Here is a 22,684-nt window from a genome sequence, read left to right as displayed (position 1 = left end):
GCCTAAATTATATGCAGCAGGTGATAATGGTTCACGATCTATATCAAACCCAAGCCTCCCTAAGAGGCTAGCAAGAGCATCTTTATTAGAGACATCTTTAATGTCGTTCCTTTGTATCTCCAGATACATGGGGGTCCCTCTCCCTGTTTTTCTCACATCGCCGCGAGGTGGCTGCACTACGCATGAAGAAAGCCTAACATGAAGAGAGAGGGCTGTCAAGCAATAGCTGCCCAAAAGAGAGAAGGCAGCTTTCCATGCCTTCTCCTTATCCCGAAGCAAGGCCAGAGATAGCCTCAATTTCTGGAGAAGAGATCTTACCGGACGAACGGTTCTTCACAATATGGATGCTTGTTCTCCGGCTGATGTACCAGAGAGCTTGAAGGGCGGCTTCGCGGGTAGCTTGTTCATGATTGGCAAGATGCAGGAGCAAGCGTACCGTTTCTTCCTCACCTTCTCTCTTCTTAGCTGGTTCCAGACCAAGAGTACTGATGATCGCATTTCGTAGATCGAGCGAGATTTTTCCCCGCTTGAGCAGTGCTCGAAGGTCCTCAATACACTTACTGGCTTTTTCCTGAACCAGGTGTTTGAGAAGAGCAAGACGAACCGTCCCCTCGATATGTACGTTCTCAAGCAGCTCTATCTGCTCCTTATCAGAAAGCTGCTGGAATGCGCGCTTTTCCGCGGAGAGGAACTCATGAGCACTTTGCAGCACCTCCAAGGGTTGCAATTGAGAAGCTGGATCCCCTAAGGCATAGCGCACACGCGCTACTGGTGAGATCTGCCCGGTTTGTGGTATAGACTGGAGCACAGCCACAACCTCAGGCCGTTGCAGTTCGGAGAGCAGCGCTTGCTGTCCTTCTTGGTTCAGCGGAGCGGATAGTATTCCTCTATAGAGTGCCTCAACTAGCTTGTCGCGCCAGAGCTGATTCAAGCGCTGATCTTGAAGCACTTCCCACAGCCGCTCCCGAAAGAATGAGAAGGAGAGATTCCTCAAGAGCATAAAAGGGATATAGGAATATAGGAGTCTCTTTTGTTTCTCGCTCGGCCCTTGAAGAATGACCGTAAACACGATCTCTTGTGCCTGCTCTCGAAGCGCAAGCGAGGTAGCAGGCGTCATCAACAGGGCAAGAGCACATAGAAAGCGCGTCAACTCATCGTGTTGCGGTAGCAAAAACGACTCGGTAATGAGTTCCCGGCGCGCGAAACGAACCGCAAGTGAGATACGCAATCTCACATCTTCTTTTTTGTCCTGCATCTGTATGAGCAATATCTTATCGAGCGTTGGCAGCTCCAGGCGGGCAAGCAAGATGCAGATGTCATAGCGGAGCCCCGGATCAGCGGCTTGATCCTGAACATAGCTGAGAAGCTGTTGCACCAGTGATTGTTCAAGCTTGAGATCATCCTTGCAGCGCTCTAAACTCTTCAGTATCGTTGCTGTCACTCGCTCATCTCCTGCGGCCTGCAACAACCAGGAGATGAGTTGCTTCAATTCATCCGTGGCTCCCGGCCTCCCATAGGCAGCAAGCAAGGCCTGACGCACAGGAAACGGCCCCGTTTGCATCAGCACGAGCAGATCTTGCTGCAATCCATTATCGATATCCATCAACCCAAGAAGCACCGAGGCAGCTTCTTCCCGTACCATTGCATATGAAGTTGTCTCCAGTAGGTTTAACAACTGCTCTATAATTTGCTGCTGATGTTTTGGCTGCGGAAGTTCGGGGTGAGAATATGCATCGAGACAGCGACCAGCAAGCAAACAGTTTCTTGCAAAGAGATCTTCAATAAGCGTATTTGGATCAAGTAAGGCATCAAACAACAGATGAATACGACGCGTGCAGCCAGCATAGAGCAAGAACACCTCCTCCCACCATGCCTTCTGACGATGTTGCAATGCTTGCATCAGGAGATGTTGCTCCTCATTCTCTGTGCGCTCAGTTACACCAGCAATACAAAGCGCCGCAAAATACTCCTGGAAGGTCAGATGCGAGAAACTATATAAATGCTCTCCTCGCTTTTCTAACAGACCATTATCGCTACAAATCTCCTCCAGGAGCTGTCTGGCCACCGTCTGATCTCTCTCAGGAAACCACTGCTGCTTCTGACAGAAATCCGCGATAAATGTAACAACCTCATCCTCAGTGAAGTCGCGTGTATACTGCTGATGATAATGCCAGGCAAGGTGAGCGAGCAGCTCACGCTTCAGCTCGGGCTTTAGTAGAGCATTCTCTGGCCGAGAGAGAAGGCGCTCACGATCCCATCCCTGAAGCATGAGGTCAACGATCTGTTTATAGATATCAGCTCGTCGCTCGGGCAGATGACCATTCTGACTGAAAATGAGCACAATGTAGGTGAGCAGAAGGGGATTCGTTGCGAGAAGGGGTAACCGTCCTGTTCCGGGAGCATTCCACTCAGCCTTGAGCCTATGGGCAAGATGAGCTTGTTGGTCCCCAAACCATTGATCAATAAAGCGTTCAACATCCGCATGCCGGAACGGAAGAATCTCGTATTCAGGGAACGGTAATGGCGTTCGTTGCCGCTGTTTATATTCAGCCAGACGAGCAGTGATAATAAGTTGAATATCGGGATAGTCTGCAACGATCTGCTCAACCGCATCGAAAATCTTCTGATAGGCCTTCCTTCTCTCTTGGGAAGCGCTTTCAACAGGAGCCTCATCAAGCGCATCAAGCAGGAGCAGCAAAGAACCATTCTTTGCCTTCTCCTGAAGATACGCTCTGGCGTTCTCCTTTCCCTCAAAACGCACTTCCAACAGCTCACTCAGATACTCGATATACGAGGTTGCTTCTGACCTAGCAAAATCACTTAGCTCGATATAAAACGGGAGAAGTGTATCTTTTCCCTGTATATATGCCATAGCAGATTGGCGAGCCACCAAAAGCAGGAGAGTAGACTTTCCAGATCCTGGTGCACCAAGTATCAGTAAGCGTTTTTCACGCTGGAAAATCTCATCAAAATCGTGAGCCTGTTTATACTCTTCCTCTGTCTCTTGCAATGACTGCTGCATAATGAGCGCGGGATCAGCGTTTCCGCGATTTATCACCCTCTGATAGCTCAACAAGCGAAGTCGTTGCGGGACATGAATGAGAGCAAGGGGAAGCCCTTTTGCCATCGGCAGATGCTTTACCAGGATGTAGCGCTCATCGCGAAGCAAGCTGTCGAGATACTCCACTTCATGCTCTTCCAGAGTCTTCTTTCTCGTTTGTTTTTCTGCTACTTGCTTCTTTTCCTCTGCTTCTCTTCGACGCTTTTCCTCGCCACGTTGCTCCCAGGGCTTAATGGCAAGCAAAGTAACAAGGAAACCTACGCCGTTTATAAGCAAGGCAATAATAGGCCCGATGATTTCTGGCTGAATGATCCAATTAAACACTGCGTGCCAGGAAATATCAAGAAAAAGAAATGCGAATTGAAGAAGAGGTATCAGTGCATACTCTACCATACTTACGTGCAATCCTTGCTCTTTCTATAGGTGAATAGCATCCTTCAAAACAAGAAGAAGATGAAAAACTCTCATTATACACCTATTGCATTCCATAATTGGAATATCAAAGGGGGTAAGCATTCTCTAAAAAGATTGAGTGCTCTCTAAATGAAAAGAAACCCTGGAAAGAAGTAAGAGTCATTTTTACTCTTTCAGATGGTTCAGCATGACACTTATATCATACGTTATTTTCTTCGTATCATCAAAATTACCGGTAACATTTATACTATTCTCATAGAGTTAACCAGACCAAGCTACTCCTTTTTAAGAAGAAAGCCACAGTTCATGAGATATTCACCGCATCGTCCCGTACAAATTCTCAAGCTCGATTTCAATACAGCCCCCTATCTTCCATCATTGAGCACACAAGAAATCCAAGCAAAAGAGCCTGGTACCCTTACTTACCCAGACTTTTAGAAAATAAAACTTATCCGATGATCCGTGCAGTACTCTTTGCTCTTTCCCTATCCAGAAAGCTACACAACTGCCAAAGTATAAGGAAAGCGGTCCCACTCCTGAACATAGCATCTGAGCAGGCTACACAACTTCCCTAAATAGTTGTCCCCTGGCTGTAAGTCGAACAACTGAGGAGCCTCCTGTATCGCCTCAAGCGCGATGGAGAGATCGGGAAAGGATCGTAATAGCTCGATCTCAGGCCTCGCAGCCTGGCAAGCCGATCGAAGCAATGCCACCTGATCCAGCATCATCTTCAGTGGCTCTTGCATCCTGACTAGGTCATATTTACCAATACAGATCATTCCTGGCAGTTGCTGCTTAGGCCAGGGTTGACAGACATCAATGCAATAATGAGAGGCACGATCCACATCTATCAACTCAGCAGCGAAGAGAGCTTGGCGCCTCAGGAGGCACGAGGAACAATATCCACAATGGATCTCAATGTGCTGATCCCATTTTTTAATTCGTGCAGGGAAGCTATCACAGGAGATCGTCCTAGCGCCAAGGAAACCAAGCTCTGCATCTCGCAGCTCTCGACAGAGTTTACCTTTCGTCTTCAAAAGGTTGGGAGCCCTATAACACATCTTTATGCCAAGTGTGTCAAGGAGCCTATTCATCAGAACAATGGTTTTCGGATGTACTGCACGAGTCGTGTGTGCCCCCAATTGCCGCCCATTAAAGGGAAGATTTAATAGTCCCAGCCCATTTTCAAGCGTCACAAATTCCTTCCTCTGAGCAACGTAGGTTGCAGCAACGCCAAAAGAGAAAAAGAGAAATCCGCGTGTACGCTGTGTAGGCTCTTTCTTGGTCTTCTTCGGTGGTTTCAAATGAAACGGCATACGTACAAAAGCTACCCTGTCTTCTTCAAAGTGGGGTCGCAACTTACAAATTTGCTGTTTAATGACGCTATCCAAACGCTTCGCAACAGAACTCACCAAATGAATTCCCCACTGAGGATAGGAGTGCAAAATTGATACAACTCCAGCCAACGAATCTAAGCCTCCACTATAAAGGGCAACCACCATCTCCGGACGAGAAAATAGCGGCAACTGTACCGCTCCCACCTTCTGATCATTCATTCTCCTCTGTCTCAGCACCTTCCGAAAATGGAAGGACCAACTATCATCAGTCATCCATTGAAGAAGTTCCTCTAGAGTATTTTTCACGGCCTTATCATTCCATAGATCCGGCTCTCGTACCCCTATTGCTAAGTCAAACTCGCGTCTCCATGCCTTGAGAGGCATATATAGACCTCCATGATTATGAGGTCGGCTATTACAATAATCCGCACACGCGATCGTTGCAGCTATATCAAGAAGATCCGCAATAAGATGAGGTAGCAAATACGTGCTTTGCTTACCCAGGTGGGAATCATCTAAATAATAATGGGTACTCTGTGCTCTATTCGCCTCTCCCCAAAATCCATAGACACCAGCATTGCTCAGATCAAGTGTATAGGTTGCTTCCTTCACTGGAACGTTCCTCTCATCGCTTGCGAAACATGCCATACGAGAAAACAATTTGGAAAGAACCTACAAGCAAACATCCCGATGAAGCGAAGATCTATTGCCGCAATTGCTGCCCTACCTGCCTTGCACCAGCCTCAAGACACTGAAGGACTGCTCGATATGCCTCAAACGCTTTTGCATTGTCTGCATATATTCCGCCCACAGAGATGGCCCGGGCTGCATCCAGACAGCAATGACAGATCACATCCTTTACAATCTCGGTCGCCAAATAAGTACTCAATTCCTCATCACTCTGTAACGATGGCACAACTCCCACAGTAAGTTCGATGGCAATCCTTCGCGCCGTGCGAATTGCCACATGTGAGACACGATGATCTTTCACCTGAGCTGTAAGCACCACAAGTTGTTGCGAGAGACGATTTTGCATATCCATAATCAGTAGGGAGTTTTGTAAACATACGCGGTTGTACTCATGAAGTGCAGCTTCTAGTTGGGGAAAAACAGGACATCCATAACCTACCTCGAACATCTTCTCAGCAACCTGTAGTGCTTCTGACGCTATCTTGCTACTTGGCTCACCACGAAGGAACTTTTCAAAAACATCTCTCCACTTCCCGATGATTGGAGTCAATTCATCATTGTCAATCATGCGCTCCCTCGATTTCTATTCACTCTCCTTTTTCCAATATACCATGCTATATTATGAAATACCATAATTATAAATGCCAAATCTTCATCTCTTTTAACATATAATACTTACTATGCTTGCTTTCTCACATAGCATCTATATTTCTGCTCTTCTTGCCAAGATATACAGATGCGTTAGGTTGCAGGCATCTCTTTTTTCATATAAAAAGGCTCACATCTTCAGCAAAACGCGGATTTATAAAAAGAGCCTGGGCAATCTCTCCTTACCCAGACTCTATGGACCAACTAAGCCTGTTCCTCTTCTCAACCCGTAACATGCTCCAGCATGCATATCTGATCATCAAGCATACAGGCAGCAAGGTGCAGCGGATATGGAAGCGTTATATTGCCACCACCCCACGCAGGATGAATGCGCAAAAAATGCGGAATTCGACACCACGCAAGCGGATCATCATCCTTCTGAAGAAAGAACGGTACCATCTCAACCATTGTCTGGTGCTTAAAGGCAATCCCGCCTCCTTCATCCATCTTATATAGATTCTTTCTATTCTGGTCCTTCGAGGTAATCGGCAACTTCCCGATTGAGAAGTAGTGAAAGAAAGGGCTCTCAGCCTGCTTATCAATAAAGCCTGTCAACTGCTTGAAATCCTGCCCTTCCTCCATCTCCCCTTCTTCGTCAAAAACCACTGGGAAGTACTGCGGAGTCTCCCCAGATGAACCAACTGTACGCAACCGGATAATACGAAGATATGGAAGATCTTCAGGTGTATAGATGCGTCCACAGGCCTTTACATGGCTTAAATCGAGTCTATCTTTCACCTGCATGGCGTTTGAGAATTGCGGCAAAACATTATAATTACGCCAATCTGTCGCCTCAAGCAAAACAAGCGTCGGCACGTGATATGCCTCCGTAAAAATCCGAGCCGCAAATTGCGCTTGGTCTGCCGGCTCTAAAGCGATTTTGTCTTTTTTCCCCCGCATAAAGACCTCGCCAAGCACTTTCCGCGCATCTATAAGGGGAAGCCACTGCAAAGATGAATCGGGCAGTAATACTTGAAATGTTCCATCGTGTCGGTAGCGCACTGCTATTGGATAATTGATCGCTACAGGCAGGTTCTTACGCAGTTTATAGAGCCCAATTACAGAAAGTTGTTTCGCCTGCTCCTGTGCTATACCTGCTTTTGCATAGAGCTCAACAGGCGCTCCATAAACCAGACCTGTTTGACGATAAATCAGATCCAATACACTATTGCTCGCTCTTGCAGCTTCCGCCTTATCAACACGACCATCACCATCTACTTTAAGCGGGAATATGACCTGAGAGGCGATGTCAAGTTTATTACATGCCCAGCGAACCGCTCCTTTCACATTCTGGCTTGCATGAGGGTTATCATCTGTCGATCCATTGGAAGACATCTGTTGCTTAGAAGATTGCTTCTTCTCCATAGGAGTCAGTTCAATCAACGCAAGCCTGTAGCCGGAAGCCTCAGGAAGCAAAGTCCGGAGATAGGTTTCCCAGGCCCGGGCTTTGTCCCGGAATGCTTTCTGCATCTGCTTCTTCCATTCTTGATTAAATTCATGACGTTCCTCTGCAGAGAGCTTGTTAAAGCGCTTTTGAGGATCAAGTGAACCAGGATCCAGAGGCTGAACAAGATCATCAGGAATAGGTTGAGAGGGCACAATTATCCTAACTGTTTCAGGCAAAGGCTTATCAGCATCTAAAAAGAGCGCATTCCGTATTTCCTGCTCGAGAATGCGCTTTGTAAGGCTATTCTGCCAGCAGAGAAAAATGCACACCATCTGATTTCCAGTAGCCCTCTGTAAAGCCTGGTACACAATTTTCTGCCTCTCTATCTGATTAAGCCTCTTATTCTCATCTTTAGTCTGTCTATACGTTTTTCTCAAGAATTGCTTCTTTTGAAAATCACCAATATCGAACATAGAGGGGGGAAGCTCGTTCAAATACATCCGGGAATTCGGCATATCAGAAACCAGCGTTTGACCACAAGAGATTTCAAGACCCAGAATTTCACTTACAGATTCAGCAACTTCTTGGATTTCGGCGAAATCAAAGCCTGTCTTAATTTTGTGATAAGGCCGAAAACCTTCGGCATACACAACATAATATTGATCGTATCCTGTTTGCTCACTCGCGGCTCGATATTTTTGCGGCTCCTGTAGGATCATCGCTGGCGACACCAGATCTCGCGCTTTCATTGCAGATAAAAGCTCTACGAGATGATCATCCCAACGTGGGCTATTCGATCCACCTGTCAGCGGCAATGATACAAGCGTTGGAGACCATCCCCATCCCGCTAAACGAGGTTGGTGAACACCGACTCGCACAGACACGTCACGCATATAGTTCACTCTGGTAATCTTTTTATCAACATAACGCGTACAACGTATATATAAATGGATCCAGCGGTGTGGACTTCCTACCTGCGTTTGTAAACGGAATTCTAATTTGTAGGCAAAGGTCCCTTCACATATATTTCCTTTGCGATCCGTATAGCTCGCTAAAAAAGGTTCGCTCACTACAGCTAGTCCATACATACCATCCTGCATCAGGCGCCAGGAAACCTTTCTTCCATGAATCTTTGATTCTTTACCCGCCATTAGGGACGCAAATAGACTGGGAATCGCCTGATAGCCTAACTGTGTTCCTTTATTAAGATCGCGAAACAGCAAAGCAGCATCTGTTTCGTACCAACGCTGAAGCGGCTGCTGTAGACGGTCAAGAAATTGCTTATATACGTCCTTGCCAACCCCCTCAACAATATCTCGAAATTGGTCCTTTCCCCATTGCTTTCCCCATTCATACACTAAGTCGCTGATTTGTTCCGGCGTTGGACGATCTTTTTTCTCCGTACCAATAATGAGCATCTGCCGTTCATAGTTACCAGTATCAACATTTCTACGTGAGAGAAATGGATGCGCCAGCGTAGGCGCGAGCGCGGTGAGAACTGTATTGAGCCGACGATAAGGCAGATTCCTGTCACGCCCCTTTTTAGTCTGATAGTGCTGCATCTTCGCGAGAAAATCTTTGCAATCCTGTTCGTAGGCAAACGGAGAAAACGAAACAGCCAGATCTCGCAGATAGGACTCATCGATACGAAAGCGCAAAGGTACAATAGATGAAAATTTGTCCATTCTTAACTCACTCTCTACCACACTATGACTATTCCGGTTGAAAATTGTGAATATCGACCAGAGCATCTACAATCGAAGCGTAAAGCCCTTCACCAATTGGAGACTCCATATAGTCCTGCAACACCTGTATCACTGCTGCAAGCAAACTCGTATCTGCTGCTTCTTTACTATTGGGTTGCCTCGCTGTCTCTGGGGCCCAAGCAGCATCAATGAAGTAGGCCCGGAAGGGAACACCGCCACGAAGTAGGCGCCCACATGCCTGATTGATATGGCCAGCCGTTGTCGCAGCCAGGTTAAGTCGCTCACTATAGGTTATGTTACCGTTCTCATCTTCATGTTCCAGAAGGCGATAAAAGCTTCGTAATTCTGCTTTCCGCCAGTATGCACTTGCTGTCCTGCGTAGCTCAAGCGCCTTACCAATCAATTCCGGCTCTTGCCAGGCCGGAAACTGTGAATCTTTACACCAATCGAGCGTTCGGCGATTGAGCTCCTGTGCCAATACCTGTGTATCAGCAGGAAAAGGCATAGGTCGCGTGAGGAAGTAGATAGAGCCAAAAGCGGCTTTTCCTTCACGATTGAGAATATTATATCCTCGACCGATAGCCTGCAATGGAGCTATTAGAATTTTTCCGTTCGTTAAAGCAAAATCCTCTACATCACTTCGATATAGAATGTCATCCACCCTCTCCTCATCCTCATCAGTTTCAGCTTGTGAGAGATATTGTATTTCTCCAGGTGCTGCTGCCTTCCACTGACTGCTCGCTCTGAGCGCCTCAAAAACGTGCTTCGCCTGTTCATATGAGTTCACGAGGAGCAAGAGGCGCTCTCTATCTCTCCAGTAGTGCGGCTGCTGCTGCCCGAGTTCCCGTAGTTTTTCTAGCTCTTTCTTAAAACTTGCCCTTGATACATGATGCTCATCAGTCAACACCCGTATCATGTTTTTCAGCGCTTGAAGCATATCGTTAGAGCCTGAAACACGAATTGGCAGTACCTTATTACCCTCCTTCTTATACTGAGGACAATAGAAGAAAGAACTTTGCGCGATAGCCTGCTGTGCCCCTAATGATGGATCGAGCATTCCCTGAGGCTGAATGTCAATATGCCAGCGCGAAGAATGAGGCAACCAGGAGGTTCCTGAGAGAGCTAAGACGTTTGGTCCACGTCTTCCATCAAGATTCGTAAACAGTTGGTGGAAGTTCATCGTGTACCATCGCCCAATGTTTTGATATGCGAAGATGGAGAGACTAGCTGGACCTCTCTGCTTTTTCTCCTCATTCCGCCCAAGTTCTATCTCTTTGGAGTAGTAGGTCCCAAACATACGACCGGTTGGAGGAATAGGCAGAACATCCATCAGGTACCGTGGAGAACGCTCCAGTGAATGTTCATTAAGCGCTGTCATCATGTTCTCAGGCTTGTTGTACCATTCATAGAAGACAATTTGAACGTTGCGATCGAGAGTCATGACATTCAACACAAATTCCAGACAGAGGGCAAATGTATCTCTTGTTGGAAGCGGTACCGCTCGAGCCCCTCGTGTCTGCTTCTGCGCATACGTTCGCTCCAATTGTTGCATTGTTTGCTCAATATTGGGAATAAATGCTTGAAGCCAAGACCAGCATTCCTCTCTTATCGCAGGATTATGGCCACTATCGCCCGCCGCGATGATAAACCGCATAATCTGTGCTAAATGGGAAACGGCATCCTCCTCGCGCGCCTTCACTCCAATTGGCAACCTCATAGTTAGAGGATCTCTGTAGCTCAGTTGCTCGAAGTAGGCAACAATTGCCTGTACTTCTTTGCTTGCCTTTATCTGATCCAATTTTTTGAATTCCTCAGAGTCCCATTCTGGATACCCAAGTAACCTCCAGACAAGTTTATAAGCGAGTGTGAGCGCCGTAAAAAAATGACGACCAATCCAATGGCGCAAAAAAGCTCCGTGCTCGATATCTGCAAGGCTACTAAGAATATTAGAGATAGCAGTCAAGGACTGTCGTTCTGCCCCTAACCAACGACGCGTAGCAGCTGGCTGCGCTCTTTGAGGAATCCAGGCTTGAGCAGACTCAACATCTTCTACATCCAGAAGTCCATTGCCAATCGCTTCATTCGTTAAAACCGTCTCTCCTGCGAAAAGATCATCAAACCAGGCCTGAACCATATCTGCCTCATCAAAAATGACGAGGTCAGATTGCTCATACACTATATTTGTCAAATGTACCATTCGCTTCTCAACTTGTGCGGGAATACGAGAAACTCCTAACGCTCCAGGAGTAGTAATCCAGATGCGTGCACCAGGCATATCACGATACAACTGTTTCGCCGGACAGGTGGCAAAGAGGGGGCAATACTGATAGTTCTTACGCTGTTTTGGTTTTTTGAGTGGTTTATAAAGCGCCTCACAAGGCTCATTCCCTGGAGTAACAAGCTGTGCCGGGCTATCTGTCACTAGCGCCTGGAGGGGACAGGCAGTATTCAACCAACGTAGAGCCCAGTGATCTGAACGAAATTGACTTGAACGATAGAGATGCTTCAAATGCCGATCCCGCGTTGATCGTCCAAGGAGAGGAACAGCAACGGGCTGCTCTCCCCATTGACAAAATAGCCGATTGAAATCGTCAGCCAGGTTCAGGGCTGACATCGTATCTCCAACCACAAGTGTGACCCGCATATCCTTTTCTGGATGAAGGGCCGCATCCGCTAATATCAACTTCGCCATCGTTGACTTACCAGAGGCAACCGCGCCAACAACATAAGCATAACCATCCAGTTTCAAAGGAGTCGTATTCTTCTCAGTAAGACTCCCATCTGAAGCCACAGCACGATACGATATCAGGTTCTCAACCAGATCTACCCAGCTTGTGCGAGATCCTAACGCTTCGGCCAGACCACGCTCTTGCCGTAATTCCTCTATTTCGACCGCAATCTTGCGGAAGTCTTCATACGAATAGTTCATTGGGCCCCGATCGCGCGGACTGGTAAACCAGGGAATAGCGCTACTAGCCATCTCCGCAATATCTTCGGGAATCGCTACCTGAACAACCTGCTTTCCATGCGTCGTGATAGCATCAAAACAAAAGATGTTCGCCTCCGCAGGTCGAATCGTTCTTTGGGCAAAGGGTAATACACTCGCAAGCGTTTTGTCATAGACAAGAAGTCGTTCCTGAGGGCAGCAGGAAGTAGGCAAGAGCAATTGTCGATCTGGATCACCCGGTTGCACAACATAGCAGCGCCAAGCTTCAGGAATGATGGCATATTCTCTCAGCGCGTGTTCCCAGGCAAAGCGCCCAGAAAAGGGGAGCAGGACACGCGCATTTGCAATCGCTCGTCTCTGACGCTCATTCCATGCGATGAGGCGCTCATCAGGGAGAGGTAAATCATCCAGTACCACCCAGAGAACGGTTATTGGCTCGTCACAGAGATCAAGCCATTCAAGCAGCCTCAAACCAAGCTCAACCCGAACTAGGAAAACATATCGGCCATCCAGAATTTTTCGTTTATCCTGAGCCATCAACTTCTGTACGAGCGGACTATACCACTGGCTTCTATCATACATTAGCCACCCCTTTTATTGTTCTGTTACTAATACTTTGAACTGCTTTTCACTCACAACATGTACATTGGCAGGAAGCTGACCAGCAGCTCGAAGCACGCACGCTCGATAGTCACTGCGTTGCAACTCTCGATAAGAGGGATACACATAATACCATTGATTCCACTCAAGCGCATTCTCTACTATCTGTCGATTATCTTGAGCAATACGCCTTCCCAGAACAAATGGGTCTTTGTAATCTTTCACATCTACCGCCCAAACTTCTCTTCTTTGTAATGTGCGCTGGTAGATAAGCTGCAAATCGTAGCAATCTACCCCCGGCCATAAGAGCACCTGCTGAAGCTCAGGGGTGTCTGGCTGCGCCTCCTGGACAAGCCAATGATATAACTGCAATTCAGTAACCCCTGGTATAAAAGTACGTAAGTGAATACCGCGTCTCAAAACGAGAGGATTATCAACCGGATCAAGCGCATCCCATCCTTGGGGTCCAGGACAACGCCCTAAACAGGCATTTGGTTTGAGACTTCCAAGCCGATTATCACGCAGATATAGCGGCCCACACGCGGGACAATTCCAATAGCAAGCGCCTGCTCTCCCCTGACGCTGATAAAGCAGGGCCAGTTGAAGCGCTTGGCTGTCCCGATAAAATGAACTAATGGCTTCAACAGTGATATAGCGAAAATCTCGAAATTTCCGTCGGATCTGCTCTGCACTCGTCCAGGGATGAGCGATGATATATTGTCTGGCAGCAATATATTCCTCACTTGCCCTAGATGGATCTTGAATATATGCGCTCCTGCACACGTTCAACATTGCAACTACTTTTTGATTATCAAGGACAACCTGGACATTTTGCAGGGTTGCTTGAACAGGCAAGTCATATTCAAGAAGAAACTCTACAACCTGCTCGTCTAATTCGCCCTCATAAAGCAACTCGAAACGAGGATCAATTGCCGGAGGAAGTGTCCCTGGCCACCACTCTTCAAGCGGTGACTCAAAAAGCGAGAACATATCAGTAATCGTGGTAGGGAAGCCTGAGAGCATAACGAGGGAAAGATGATTGAGAGCATACCTCAGTTCATCTGGATAGGGATATTTCCGCTCGCTCTCCATGTACTTCGCCAGCCCAAGAACCAGGTAAGGAAAGACATCTTCAGGTAATGATCGAGCCATACACCGCTTCTTTCTTGCTTATTTGACTGTATGTACTAATCCCAGTACAATGTTTCACGGACGAAACAACATCTGTATCATACATAGGACGTCGTTTCCAAATTGCAACAACAGAAGTATACCATATTGTGGTTCTCTGAGCAATACATGAATAAGTGTCCGTATTGGACAACAATTTGAGGAGAAACATGGGCAGAATATTTGATACAAAATACTTTGCATCCCTTATAAAAGCTAAACGTGGCACACGCGGACTCCGTGAGGCTGCTCAAGAAATTGGGGGAGTAAGCTCATCTACTTTATCTCGCATTGAAAATGGGAAGATTCCCGATATGGAGACATTCTTGCGCATCTGCTCCTGGCTCCAGGTCTCTTCTGAGGAATTTATTAAGGAGATAGATGAGCAGCAGGAAAGCGAGATAAGCACGCCAGAGCGCATTGAGGGCTATCTTCGTGCAGATAGGGAGCTCACACCTGAAATGGCCGATGCACTGGCAAAGTTAATGAAGTCAGCATATAAAGCGGCAACGGAAGGGAAATTAGATATATAATAGATGAGAGGCTTAGACATAACAATAAGAAAGAGATGTGAGAACGAAGGAATACGCCTACGAAAAGCGTTACAGATCCATGCTTACGACCCTTTACCAGCTAGGCGTTTAGCACAATATCTCAAGGTCCCGGTCATCAGCCCTTTAGAAATTCCTGGAATAGATGAACAACTCATACAGATTCTACTAGCAGACAATGCTGGCTGGTCTGCCTTGACATTGCCTCTTGGAAAAGAAAAGCATTTAATTATTTACAACCCGAATCATGCATCAACACGTTATGAATCAAATATAATGCATGAGCTGGCTCATTTATTACTCGGCCATCAGCCAATTCGCTTCCATCAACTATCAGGAGGACTACTTTCTCGGGAATTTCGCATTGCAGATGAACAGGCAGCTGAATATCTGGGAGGCTGTCTCCAAATTCCAGCAAGAGGGCTAGACTGGGCTTTTCAACGTGGAATGACCCTTCAGGAAATCGCCAATCATTTTGGAGCTAGCCTGCAAATGGTACGGTATAGATGCAATATGACAGGGTATGAACACAAAAAATAATCAGGGGAACCTGGTCGAGCTCAACATAAGTGGAACGCAAGCGCTCCTGGTGATTCTGGTATATGGCATCCTCTTTCTGGCTATCTCGCTGCTACTGACATGGAAAAAGGATATCAAAGAATAGGAAAACAAGCAAAAGATCCTTTCATGCTTCTGTTCATCTAGAATAACATCTCATTCGAGAATACGTTATCTACACGATAACGATCACTTTCCGAGCTTTCTCACACGCACAAAACAGAGTAAGCGATGACCAAAGATGGAGTTCTTCCAATGGTCATCGCCCGACTTACATTACACAAAATCTCTGGCTCCTGCTGAGAAAACAAACCGAACACGCCGATCAGGCGTCCATTCAGACCCGATCAGTTGCAAGCAGCAGGTTGAGAATGTTCATCTCATGTGACATAAAGAGATAGTTTCCAGTAAAGATCTTGCGCCGCGCTTCCCCCAGGCTCAGACTGCGAAAGATCAAAAAGGGAAAATCTTCGTACATGCTGCCAAGAGGTAAGATGCTATCAGCATTCGTGCAAACACTACGCAGATATGTCTGTAGCAGCGCCCGGAAGGAGGTTTCCGCCTGCTCTTCACGCTGCGGCTTTCCCTGGAAGTACGCTTGAAAAACAGGATAGGCAACCAGGCAGACCAAGGGAAAGGCACAGTGCTGATCCTTATGCCAGCTATCCTGCTTATACCGCGAGGTCACATGCGAATCATAGCGCTCCAAGCCCTTGATTAAGGCGATCGCATCTCTCAATGTATCATGCAAAGAATCAGGATAGTCGCGATCTCGCGCCAGCGCCTCCATCCGTGCTAAGAGCTCTTCCTTGCTCCCCACCTTCTCTCGCAGTAATTTGTTCGCATGGAGCCAGTAGCTTTCCTGCATATTGCGGCCAACGCACGGAGCGACAAGCAGCCCGCCACAGATGTAGGCCGTTTCAAAGCGTTTCCATCCTAACAGACCATGCAGACCACCGCGCACACGCTCTACAAACTCCTGATAGAAGGTCGGCAACAGCGGCACAAACGCCTGAGTAGCATCTCCCCCATAATGCTGTAATTTAATCTCCGCACTTCCTAGCAAATCTTGAAGCGCCTGACGTACATACTTCAGATCCTCATTCTCCCATTTGAGGCGCTGCTGATCCTGAAGCTCTTTAAGTAAACGTCCAATCCGTGAGGTTAGAGTCTCCCCAGAGGAAGCAACAGCTTTCCCTCCAATAGGAATAATGACATACTTCTTTCTGCTGATATTTCCATAGCCCTGGATGCGTGTCAGAATCGCCGCCTTAAGCAAAATGAGCATATTGAGCAGATCTATCATTCGCTCACGGACAGACAGCTCCCGATCTTCCGGTTTGAGATAGGCAATTCGTTCTGTCAGATAGAAGGTAATTTGCTTCTCGCCACGGTTGTATTGCTCCTGCCCGCGTCCACGATAGATCACTTGCAGGATCTCCATCAGGTTCTGTTCAATCTCAAAGTGCGGAATATCAACAATGATATGGCGCGCATGAGGGAAGGAGAGACCTCGACTGGCAGAGGCTGTCATAAAGATAATTTTTACCTTTTCGCGCCGAGCCTCGATCTCGCGCCGCTCATACTCAGAATTATTCGCGTGAATATCCAGGTAATGCACCCCTCTTTTGAAATCACCCTGCCGCCGCTTGTATACTGCTTGCATAATTTCAGAGAGGCGCATCTTATCTTGAATATAGACCAACAATTGCTGGTGATCAGCGCGCTCTAAGGTCTGCAAAATTGATCTGATGATACGCTCATGTGTCTCTTGCTTGATCTGCTTGCTCCGATCCTCATAGCGTTCTTCCTGATAATGAAGCGTATCGACTGCTACTTCATACCGCAGCTTCAGCCGTTCCGCAGGATAGACGTTCGCATTAATGAGCCACCCTTTTTTAAGCTTAAAGGAGATCTCCTGTACACTCAATGGAGTGGTCTGTTCTTCCTTTGCCAGCTTACGGAAGTAAATCTTGTTAGGCTCAAAATCATCTTTTTCAAGATGTTGTTTGATGACACGTGAATCCACAATAGAGGCATCGGCAACGATGATCTTTGTGTTGAAGCCATAAGTGGGGTCCAACAGCCCATTATTGCTCAGGAAACGCTGTAGCCCCGCCAGAAAAGCGGCTCCACCCTCATCGCCGGTTACTTCGTCAATCATAATGAAGACATGCTTGATCCGCTTCCTGAGCTCGTGCATCTTAGCAGGAATAATGCCATGATCGTTGGAAACGCTTCTGAGCATCTTTTTGAGATGATCCAGCGTGGTGTTCTCTCCCCTGCCCACTCTTTTGAGAGACTGAATTGCGACCGAGGCTACCACCGAGCGCGAGATATCTCGGCTCAAGACGACATTGATTGCACTGCACAGACTATCGAGCACACCATATACGCGCTCTCCCTTGTCAACAAGCAAGCCCTCTTGAATCTCCTCTAGCTCACGCGCTCGCTGGAACGAGGTCTGCATTTCCGCTTCGTCCGCAGGAAGAAAGTCAATACCTCCCTCAAAAAAGCGAGCACTGCGTTCGGGTGAATAAAAGTACACTGTCTTCTTCTGAGGACCATTCCGAGAACCATGAGCGCGTAAAATAGTTGAGTTGGTGGTCAGAGCAAACAAATGCTGTGATGCTGGCTCCTCTCGGAATTTCTTGATGATATCCCGATTGACCTGCTTTCGTGGGCTCGCATAGAGCAACAGAAAACCCTCACCATTTGCTTCGGCTTCTTTCAAGAACGAGGTCAGGGCCGTCGTCTTACCAATGCCAGGACTCCCTGTCAGGAAGAGATAGAGTCGATCACTTCGCAACGCTTGCTTGATCAGTTCCGCATGCGCATCCTGCAAGGTTTTTCCCTGAAAACCACTCATCTCAAGCCACTTCTGCGCCTCCTCGTTGAGAATCTCGGGCTGCAAAGGCGTCCATGTACTGGCAAACCCTTCGAGTATCTCTTCATGGTCCAACCAGCGAATACCATCACCCCTCTCCACCAGATGAACCAAATTGCGCACGAACGCACGCCCAGCACTTCCGCTAAAGCTAAGCCCTGCGGTCTGTTCTATTGAGCGAAGCAGCTCGTTGCGTGCCTCGTCGATCTGCTGATCATATAGCTTTTGACGATAAATCTCCGCGCAGGTCTTCAGCAGATCCATCTGACTGGCTTTATCCGCCTTCTGATGCACAGCGATTCCACTCCAACCACGATCTGTATAGCCAAGCGCGTTGATAAACAGGTCGCTTCGCTCATCGAGTACCGCTTTTCGCCGCAGGAACGCATAAAAGCTGTATGCATAGCTAGCCGCCTGAATCAGCTTTACACTCTCTTTATCGTGATGCTGAAATGCCTTAAAATAGTGATTCAATTGCGAAGAGAGCATCACGTCAGCAGTCGTGTCAAGATCGGCGTCAATACTCAAGTTTGTAAAGACACTCTTGCTTCTCAGATAAGATAGCTCACGCACAAGCATCTGCTGTAGAAAGGCGATATCGGTCAGATCATGGGTGTCTTCAAGCGTGCGTACAGTGAAGATTGAGAGATCAACGCAGAACATCCGCCATTTTTTTCCGTTGGTCAACAACAGCAATGTATCTGCATTCAGAAATTCTCCCGTATGCTGATATTCTCTCAGGTCTCCCTCGGTCAACTCAACCTCATAGCCTGCACGATCAAACTGCTGGATAAGCTCCAGGGCAGCAGAGCGCGAGTCCTTCTCAGTATAGGTTCCCAGGCTGTTTGAGCCATAAAAATTGCACAGGATATAGACACATCTATAATCTGCATATTGAAACGACTGCAGATATTCCGTAAAAAAGGTCAAGCCACTGAGGTAGCCACGCATGAGGATAAAATAGCCCCAGCGCTCGATATTTGCTTTACTCCAACTGTCACTGACATCCGCATATTTCTGCAACTTCTGAATCAGACGCGGGGCGTACAGTTTCTGCAAATCTTGCTTATAGGTATCACCATAGTAGGCAGTAATCTCATGGCGCTCCAGGCTTTCGAGCAGCCCGATATTAAAACCGACCTCAAACACACGACCAAGGTAGGTCCCGAAAAGCTCCTTCTCGTTTTCTTGCTGTGGTTTCTCTCCCATCATCGCTCACCTTCATTCTTTTGCTTGCGCAAGACAGAACGGACCTCTGTCAGATAGGACAATGCATTAAAACGCACTTTGCTCCGCATATGAGGATAAATGCTGAGTTTGCCAACTGAGTCTGTCCCAATAATCTGGCTATAGGGGTCCAGTTTCATCTGAATCTGAATCCTTTTGTCTTTCCCAGTCTTGTTAACATTCCTAATCTCGTTGCCTTTCTCAAAACGCCAGAAGTGAAAGAGGGTCAGCATCTCCAGGATTTCGGCTCTTAGAGAATTCTCACTACTCAAACTGAGCAGGTCACTCCAGATGTATTGATCGTAGGTCACATCATTCTGATAGGTGTTCACCAGCGTCGTATACGACATCACACCATTGTAGACAGACTCAGGATTAATCGTTTTCCCGGTAAAGATATTGAAAAAGAGAATAGCTTTTTTGCTGGTATCACGTGACACCTGCGCAAGCTCTCCAATATCATCGATATAGAGCGAATTCACGTCCGGGACACTTGATCTGGCCCGTGGTTTACGATTGACAACGTAGTATTTGTCACAGAAAATCGGATAGACCCGAATATGTTCACCCTTCTCACCAGCGGGAATTTCACGCAGCGCCTGAATAACGGATTCATTCATAAAGTAAAGATCTAGCTGTTCTACCTTGAGAGTCCGGTTATATGGCGCATGCGCGACATAGAGAAAATGAGAGTAACCCTGAGCAGCATATTTTCGAAGCTGGTCTATCAAGGCCTGGGGCCGCGAGTAGAGCTCCTCCTTCTCAAGATTGGCAGAGAAGGTGGTAAGCAGACCCAGCCTGATAGCGCCTGTATCAAGCCGTTCAATCCCAACAATCTGACCATACAGTGTCGCACCCTCAGTTGAATCCGGTTCTTGCGCTTTCCTATTCTTATCGCTTGGACGACTGGAAACGATCACCAGGGCAAGCTTTTTCAACGCATAGTCCCTGTTCGGTTGTGCCAACTGCTTTTCAAAGGAACGTGGAAGTGCTGAAAACAAGGAGGCAAGCGCATTTCTCCGCTTATGAATTCCCTGCTTCGCACCTTGAATCGTGTCACGCTTGAAACCTTGCGAGCTGCTTAGATAATCCTGACTTAGAAGAAAATCGAGGAGCTTGGCAAACGAATGGATAAAGGCTTCATCGCTGAGTTGTACTGTTTTTTGCTCCTCTTCCTTGTGCACCGTCTCATCATGCCGATTGACATCTGCTTCAGCCTCATCGCGATCATGGATACACAAAATGGGCAAGAACAGGCTCGGATCCTCCCCCTTCCCCACCGCATAGCTTGCAAGCATCTTCACAAAGATATAGGCAAGCGTGATATAGGTAAAGCGATAGACAAAGGCTTCCGGCGAGTCCGAGTACCATGTATGGTGCCGATAATAGAGAGCGATTCGGTTCAGTTTTCCAAACGAATTCTTAATATCTCTGAGATACCCACTATTGTCAACCGGCACCAGCATCACGGGGAGCGTCTTCAACTGGGTGGCTGTGTACTTCATGGTGTACACCTCTTCCAGCGTATCTGCTGGATAGTAGTAGAGTGGCTCGAATTGGATCTGAAGTGGCAGTTTACAGAGTGCGTCGTTACTGGTTCTGGCCTCTTCCACCGCAACATGTTTCAACACACTTTTCGACTGCTGAGGAACAAATTCCTGAAAGTAGATATGCGAATTAACGATCGAGTCCAGATCAGTATTCAGCAGCGAAGTCTTCAGACTCAACACCAGCGTTTCCGGTGCCATGTCTGGTCCGATAGATTGATGTTTGATAAACTCAACGAGCAGATCTTTGAGCGTTCTGATATACTCTTCAGCCTTCTTTCCAGCCTCAATGCCTCGCTTAATCTTCAGGAGAACATCCAGTTTCTCCTCTTCAGAGCCATTTTGCAGCACTGGACGTATTTTCTCCTCAAAGAATGCAACCGCATCAAAGGTAGGATCATCTAACCTTACCAGCACAAGATAGAGCAAGGCCACATGCAGCACTTTTTCATAGAATCTCTCTTCATCAATCGCCGCTGCCTTACGCCTCTTATAAAGGGGAGTCTGAGGGTCGAGCAGGCTGATGTTATAATCAAACACGGTGTCATTCTTGCCTCCGTGGACCTGCACCTTGCCATTGAGTTTCAGCTTCACTCCCATAATAAAGGTCTTTATTCCTTGCTGCACATCGGTTGTCTCATTCAGCAGGCCTTCAATCTCGGTAATAATAGGCAGGGAATCAAAAGCAGCTGCCCCGGACAGAATCTCCTTAAAGTTATAGGTACGCTGCTGAAAGGTCACCTCATAGTGCCCAAGATCATAAGCACGACTATACTCGTCAAGCGCCCGCAGGCGCGCAATCAGGTTCTCAAGCAGGCGCATCCCCCGCTCTTTTCCCGGCTTGTTCCATACCTTCATGCCATTGAGCAGGTATTGTAAATAGCGCACTTTACATTCCCGAAAGATACGCGCAACCGTCTCAACAATAACCGCGTTCCGCAACGCTTGCAGGTCCGATGTCGGTGCCGCCGCTTTTCTCTTCAGTTCATCCTGTACGTCACTCAGACTTTCATCATCAAGCTCTTCACCCGCCTCACGCATCTGTTTGAGCCGTGTCATAATGCCATCAATAACATCCTGGTCAAACTGACCAATGTTCTGGACCTGGACCGTGAGTTTATGCCCCTTCAACCAGACCTTTTCGCCCACTTCACTGCTCTCAGGATTCTTTGTTACACTCAGGCGTCTCTTCTTTACATCAAACGGAGTAGTGAAGCTTCCATACGTAAGCCCATGCATCTGTGAACCGGTTTGAGAAGAAAGAGAGGAGCTACTTAATGTTTTTGTTATCTCTTCAACAAATTTCTTCATATAAATATGGAGAGCATTTGGTGTCTGTTGCTTTGGTGCATTCGGTTGCTTGAAATAGAGACTTTGCATACAACGCTGCATCTTTCGCAGAATAGAATGGAGTTGTTGACTAAACTTTTGTTGTGCCTCTACCTCAGGCATGTACACGGTTGCGAAGGCCGTTCCATCTATATTCTCAAATGGATATTGGTTACTGCCAATAAATTGCTTCGCCATAGCCTCCGCAAGCTTATCAATATCAAAAGCAGGATACGGAGTTATCCCAAAGTAGTTGCCTTTGCCTGCGGTTTGAATTCGCTTGAGCTCTTCATCCAGCAGCTTCTCAATCTTTTCCAACAAATTGCCATAGTCACTGTTCGCAAGCGTCAGGTTGGTGTATTCAATATTATTCGACATATGCACCTCTCTTCCACGAAAAACGAGTCAGAAGTACCGGGGAGTGGCCTCACCATCAGAAACATCTATAGAGAGGATACTATAAATCAACCATCATTTCAAGTATTTACCATAAATACTATCTACTACTATTTTAAAGCATACTTCAAAATAGAACTTGCATTTACCTTGTCAAGGGAACAAGCAAGCAAAGGAGCTTGTAGGGTACTCCCGGCATTCGGCAACAGAAGAGTAAGCGGAAGAAGTC

Annotated in this window: 11 protein-coding genes; 3 read left to right on the top strand and 8 right to left on the bottom strand. The window is 47.1% G+C overall.

The annotated features are described in order from the left end of the window. Window positions 1-265: 265 nt before the first annotated feature. The 6 genes from KTH_RS32270 to KTH_RS32245 all read right to left on the bottom strand — a co-directional run bounded on the left by KTH_RS32270 (window position 266) and on the right by KTH_RS32245 (window position 13,942). The gene (locus KTH_RS32270; RefSeq protein WP_497623010.1) at window positions 266-3,454 is read right to left on the bottom strand and encodes an NACHT domain-containing protein; all 3,189 of its coding nucleotides are present in this window, start codon (window positions 3,452-3,454) and stop codon (window positions 266-268) included. A 518-nt stretch (window positions 3,455-3,972) separates the two neighbouring features. Then, entirely contained in the window at window positions 3,973-5,424 is a 1,452-nt protein-coding gene (locus KTH_RS32265; protein ID WP_497623009.1) for a hypothetical protein, read from the bottom strand. Window positions 5,425-5,515: 91 nt separating this feature from the next. Continuing rightward, entirely contained in the window at window positions 5,516-6,070 is a 555-nt protein-coding gene (locus KTH_RS32260; RefSeq protein WP_497623007.1) for a hypothetical protein, read from the bottom strand. 302 nt (window positions 6,071-6,372) lie between these two features. After that, window positions 6,373-9,222, bottom strand: coding sequence for an RNaseH domain-containing protein (locus KTH_RS32255; protein WP_497623005.1), 2,850 nt, complete (start codon window positions 9,220-9,222; stop codon window positions 6,373-6,375). Between the two features lie 28 nt (window positions 9,223-9,250). Continuing rightward, window positions 9,251-12,772 (bottom strand): pPIWI_RE_Z domain-containing protein, encoded by a 3,522-nt coding sequence (locus KTH_RS32250; protein ID WP_497623003.1) that lies wholly within the window; start codon window positions 12,770-12,772, stop codon window positions 9,251-9,253. 12 nt (window positions 12,773-12,784) lie between these two features. After that, on the bottom strand, window positions 12,785-13,942 hold the full coding sequence (locus KTH_RS32245) for a restriction endonuclease-related protein (RefSeq protein WP_111325579.1): 1,158 nt from the start codon (window positions 13,940-13,942) through the stop codon (window positions 12,785-12,787). 188 nt (window positions 13,943-14,130) lie between these two features. On the opposite strand from KTH_RS32245, the gene KTH_RS32240 reads away from it, so the two are divergent. The 3 genes from KTH_RS32240 to KTH_RS32230 are packed head-to-tail and all read left to right on the top strand — an operon-like array spanning window position 14,131 to window position 15,175. Continuing rightward, complete coding sequence (locus KTH_RS32240; RefSeq protein WP_497623000.1) at window positions 14,131-14,493, top strand: helix-turn-helix domain-containing protein; 363 nt, start codon at window positions 14,131-14,133, stop codon at window positions 14,491-14,493. A 3-nt stretch (window positions 14,494-14,496) separates the two neighbouring features. Then, on the top strand, window positions 14,497-15,051 hold the full coding sequence (locus KTH_RS32235; RefSeq protein WP_497622999.1) for an ImmA/IrrE family metallo-endopeptidase: 555 nt from the start codon (window positions 14,497-14,499) through the stop codon (window positions 15,049-15,051). After that, complete coding sequence (locus KTH_RS32230) at window positions 15,035-15,175, top strand: hypothetical protein (protein WP_170142919.1); 141 nt, start codon at window positions 15,035-15,037, stop codon at window positions 15,173-15,175. Before KTH_RS32235 ends, KTH_RS32230 begins: the two co-directional genes overlap by 17 nt. Window positions 15,176-15,406: 231 nt before the next feature. Here KTH_RS32230 and KTH_RS32225 read toward each other — a convergent pair whose 3' ends face one another. Continuing rightward, the gene (locus tag KTH_RS32225; protein ID WP_497622997.1) at window positions 15,407-19,168 is read right to left on the bottom strand and encodes a helicase-related protein; all 3,762 of its coding nucleotides are present in this window, start codon (window positions 19,166-19,168) and stop codon (window positions 15,407-15,409) included. Beyond that, window positions 19,165-22,437, bottom strand: coding sequence for a hypothetical protein (locus KTH_RS32220; protein WP_497622995.1), 3,273 nt, complete (start codon window positions 22,435-22,437; stop codon window positions 19,165-19,167). The genes KTH_RS32225 and KTH_RS32220 overlap by 4 nt, the downstream gene beginning before the upstream one ends. Between the last annotated feature and the right edge of the window lie 247 nt (window positions 22,438-22,684).

Source organism: Thermosporothrix sp. COM3, assembly GCF_059696735.1.
The sequence above is the reverse complement of the archived record's forward strand: the minus strand, read 5'-3'. Positions and strand labels throughout refer to the sequence as shown.

Coding starts and splice junctions, on each gene's coding strand:
- KTH_RS32270 (WP_497623010.1), bottom strand. CDS start 3,454: ATGGTAGAGTATGCACTGATACCTCTTCTTCAATTCGCATTTCTTTTT.
- KTH_RS32260 (WP_497623007.1), bottom strand. CDS start 6,070: ATGATTGACAATGATGAATTGACTCCAATCATCGGGAAGTGGAGAGAT.
- KTH_RS32255 (WP_497623005.1), bottom strand. CDS start 9,222: ATGGACAAATTTTCATCTATTGTACCTTTGCGCTTTCGTATCGATGAG.
- KTH_RS32250 (WP_497623003.1), bottom strand. CDS start 12,772: ATGTATGATAGAAGCCAGTGGTATAGTCCGCTCGTACAGAAGTTGATG.
- KTH_RS32245 (WP_111325579.1), bottom strand. CDS start 13,942: ATGGCTCGATCATTACCTGAAGATGTCTTTCCTTACCTGGTTCTTGGG.
- KTH_RS32240 (WP_497623000.1), top strand. CDS start 14,131: ATGGGCAGAATATTTGATACAAAATACTTTGCATCCCTTATAAAAGCT.
- KTH_RS32235 (WP_497622999.1), top strand. CDS start 14,497: ATGAGAGGCTTAGACATAACAATAAGAAAGAGATGTGAGAACGAAGGA.
- KTH_RS32230 (WP_170142919.1), top strand. CDS start 15,035: ATGAACACAAAAAATAATCAGGGGAACCTGGTCGAGCTCAACATAAGT.
- KTH_RS32225 (WP_497622997.1), bottom strand. CDS start 19,168: ATGATGGGAGAGAAACCACAGCAAGAAAACGAGAAGGAGCTTTTCGGG.
- KTH_RS32220 (WP_497622995.1), bottom strand. CDS start 22,437: ATGTCGAATAATATTGAATACACCAACCTGACGCTTGCGAACAGTGAC.